Source organism: Albidovulum sp., assembly GCF_049646345.1.
Lineage (GTDB): Bacteria > Pseudomonadota > Alphaproteobacteria > Rhodobacterales > Rhodobacteraceae > Albidovulum.
The window spans coordinates 1-3002 of record NZ_JBARVQ010000744.1 but is presented as its reverse complement, the minus strand read 5'-3'; the positions used below and the strand labels follow the sequence as shown (position 1 = coordinate 3002).

5 protein-coding genes are annotated in these 3002 nt (G+C 64.9%); 2 read left to right on the top strand and 3 right to left on the bottom strand.

The window, feature by feature from the left end; translation table 11 throughout:
- From WBB85_RS19525 to WBB85_RS19515, 3 genes are all read right to left on the bottom strand, one after another.
- Positions 1-507: metal ABC transporter permease (locus tag WBB85_RS19525; protein ID WP_432640258.1), on the bottom strand; the 507-nt coding region annotated here is incomplete at its 3' end.
- Entirely contained in the window at positions 500-1267 is a 768-nt protein-coding gene (locus WBB85_RS19520) for a metal ABC transporter ATP-binding protein (RefSeq protein WP_432640257.1), read from the bottom strand. The genes WBB85_RS19520 and WBB85_RS19525, both read right to left, overlap by 8 nt.
- Positions 1264-1764, bottom strand: coding sequence for a transcriptional repressor (locus WBB85_RS19515; protein ID WP_432640256.1), 501 nt, complete (start codon positions 1762-1764; stop codon positions 1264-1266). The genes WBB85_RS19520 and WBB85_RS19515 overlap by 4 nt, the downstream gene beginning before the upstream one ends.
- Before the next feature lie 93 nt (positions 1765-1857).
- Here WBB85_RS19515 and WBB85_RS19510 point away from each other — a divergent pair, with 93 nt between their 5' ends.
- Positions 1858-2823, top strand: coding sequence for a zinc ABC transporter substrate-binding protein (locus tag WBB85_RS19510; RefSeq protein ID WP_432640255.1), 966 nt, complete (start codon positions 1858-1860; stop codon positions 2821-2823).
- A 33-nt stretch (positions 2824-2856) separates the two neighbouring features.
- On the top strand, positions 2857-3002 hold a 146-nt coding region (locus tag WBB85_RS19505; protein ID WP_432640259.1), incomplete at its 3' end, for an SMP-30/gluconolactonase/LRE family protein.

Sequence of the window (3002 nt, the reverse complement as noted above, 5' to 3'; positions counted from 1 at the left end):
CTTTTCGCGTCGCGGGTCCATCCCGGCGGCCTGGGCCATTTCCTCATTCACCGTCGCCGTCAAAAGCGCGTTCCACCGCCAGGCCAACAGCGCCAGAACTGCGGCCGAGCCCCCCCAGATCCAGATCAGATCCGCGCGCCCGACGGTCAGCACATCGCCGAATAGATAGGACGAAAGGTCAACCCGTACCGAGGGCATGAAGGACACCGCCACCAGCCCCAAAGCCAGCGCCGAATGCGCAAGCACGCCGAGCGCAGTATCTGCCGCCCTTCCCTTGCCGCTGAGGCCCGTGACGGCCAAAGCCATGGCCAAAGCCACGATCGCGGTTCCCGCCGCGACGGGCAGAGAGGTCGCCAGCGCCAGTGCCACGCCAAGGATCGCGGCATGGGCGGTCGCATCGCCCATATAGGCCATGCGCCGCCAGATCACGAAAGCACCGAGGGGACCAGCGGCCAGCATCAGACCGATCCCCGCCAAAGCGGCACGCAGGATAAAATCGTCAGGCATCTTCGCTCTCACGCGTGTGGTCGTGGCCGTGATGGCCGTCACAGTCGCCATGGTCGTGATCATGGTCATGCACATGCCGGTAAAGCGCCAGCGCCCCCCCGGTGCCCAGCCCGAACAGTGCACGGTATTCCGGCGCGGCCGAGACGATATGCGGCGCGCCCTCGCAGCAGACATGGCCGTTGAGGCAGATCACCCGGTCGGACGCGCTCATCACCACATGCAGGTCATGGCTGACCATCAAGACCGCAACGCCGATCTCACGGCGGACCTCTTCCACCAGCCGGTAGAAGGCCGCGATGCCCGGCTGGTCGAGGCCCTGCGTCGGCTCATCGAGGATCAGGATTTCTGGCCGCGCCAGCAGCGCGCGGGCCAGCAGGACCCGCTGCAACTGTCCGCCGGACAGTCCGGCAATCTGCCGGTCGGCGATGCCCGGAACCCCGGTCCGCTCCAGCACGGCCGCCGCATCCCCGGGGCTGACCCGGCGTGGCAGCGACAGAAAGCGGCCGACAGTCAGGGGAAGGGCCGCGTCGATATGCAGCTTCTGCGGCACATAGCCGATGCCAAGGCCCGGTGCTCGGATCACACTGCCCTCATAGGCGGGCTCAAGCCCGATCAGGGCGCGGATCAGCGTCGACTTGCCCGACCCGTTCGGCCCGACAATCGTCACGATCTCGCCCGCGGAAATGGTGAAATCGACCTTGGCCAATACCACGTTCACGCCATGGCGAACGCTCAGCCCCCGCGCTTCGATCAGTGTCACGATGCGTCCCCCGAACAGGCGGGGCAGAGGCCCAGAGCTTCGATGTTCATGCGCTCGACGACAAAGCCGATCTCGGCGGCCGCGCGTTCCATCGCATTGCGTACCGCGCCTGCCGGCGCTTCGGCCACCGTGTCGCACGACTTGCAGATGAAGAAGGCCGGGCTATGCGCCTCGCCCGGCGTCATACAGGCGGCAAAGGCGTTCAGACGGCGGATGCGGTGCACAAGGCCCTGTTCAACCAGAAATTCCAACGCGCGATAGGCAACCGGCGGCTGATTGCCGAACCCGTCCCCGGCCAGGCGCTCCAGCACCTCATAGGCACCCATCGCACGATGGGATTCGAGCAGGATCTCAAGCGTGCGGCGCCGGACCGGCGTCAGCCGCGCACCGCGTTCGGCGCTGATCTTTTCGGCCCGGGTAAGAATGTCACCGGTGCAATGGGTATGATCATGATCCTCGAATGCCAGCACTGGCGCCGGATCGTCGCGGCGATTCATCGCATGCCTCCCTGACATCTTGACTGTTATGGTATAACATAAAATATCTCTGCAAGACTGGCAATCCCGCAAACATACATATAGGACCCCGGCATGACTCGCCTTTTCCTCTCCGCCACCCTTGTCGCCATTGCTGGCCATGCCGCCTCGGCGGAGGTTCCCGAGGTGGTCACGGACATCCCCGTCATCCATTCCCTCGTCTCTCAGGTGATGGGCGATCTTGGAACGCCGCAACTCTTGCAGGATCAATCCGCGGATGCGCATGACTTCCAGTTGCGCCCGTCGCAGATACGCGCCCTGAACGGCGCTGGTCTGATCATCTGGACGGGGGCGGAAATGTCGCCCTGGCTGGCGCGCAGCATGGGCGGCAGCGGCGAAGCGCTGTCGCTGGACCTGTTGCATCAACCGGGCACGGCGATCCGGACCTATGCACAATCGGCCCTGCACGAAGCGGACGATGATGACGATCATGACAGCGATCACGACGGCCACGCGCATGAGCACCACGGCGCCGATGAAGATGCGCATGATCACACCGGCCTCGACCCGCATGCCTGGCTCGACCCTGACAATGCCGCACTCTGGATCGGGCTGATCTCGGACGCCCTTGTCGAGCGGGACCCCGGCAATGCCGTTACCTACCGGGCCAATGCGTCACTCGCGCAGGCGCGCATCCAGACGCTGAATGAAACCATCAGCGTTGCGTTGAAGGATGCAGGCGCGCAGCCGATCGTCGTCGCCCACGACGCTTATGGTTATTTCGCCGATCATTTCGGGCTGACCATTGCGGCCAGCCTTGCAGAGGGCGATGCCAGCGATCCCGGCGCCGCGCATCTGTCCGAAGTCCGCGCCTTGCTTGACGCGGGCGATGGCCTCTGCATCTTCCCCGAAGCGGCCCGCGACCCCGCACCGGTCCACGCGCTGGCCGATGGCACCAACACCCGCATCGGTGCCCCGCTTGACCCCGAAGGCCGTGACACCGCACCGGGACCCATGCTCTATGAAACCATGCTGCGTGCCATGGCCACCGCCATAGTCGAGTGTCAGTCCGGGCCTTGACCGAACCCGCTGTTTCAGGCGAGGTCTTGCACAATGGACCCGCAAGCCACGATTTATGATGACCGGCCCTGCGACTTGGGCGAAGGACCATTGTGGCACCCGGAACGGCAGCAGCTGTTCTGGTTCGATATCCTCAAGCAGCGCCTGCTGACGCGCGACAACGGCACCGCCGCGCATTG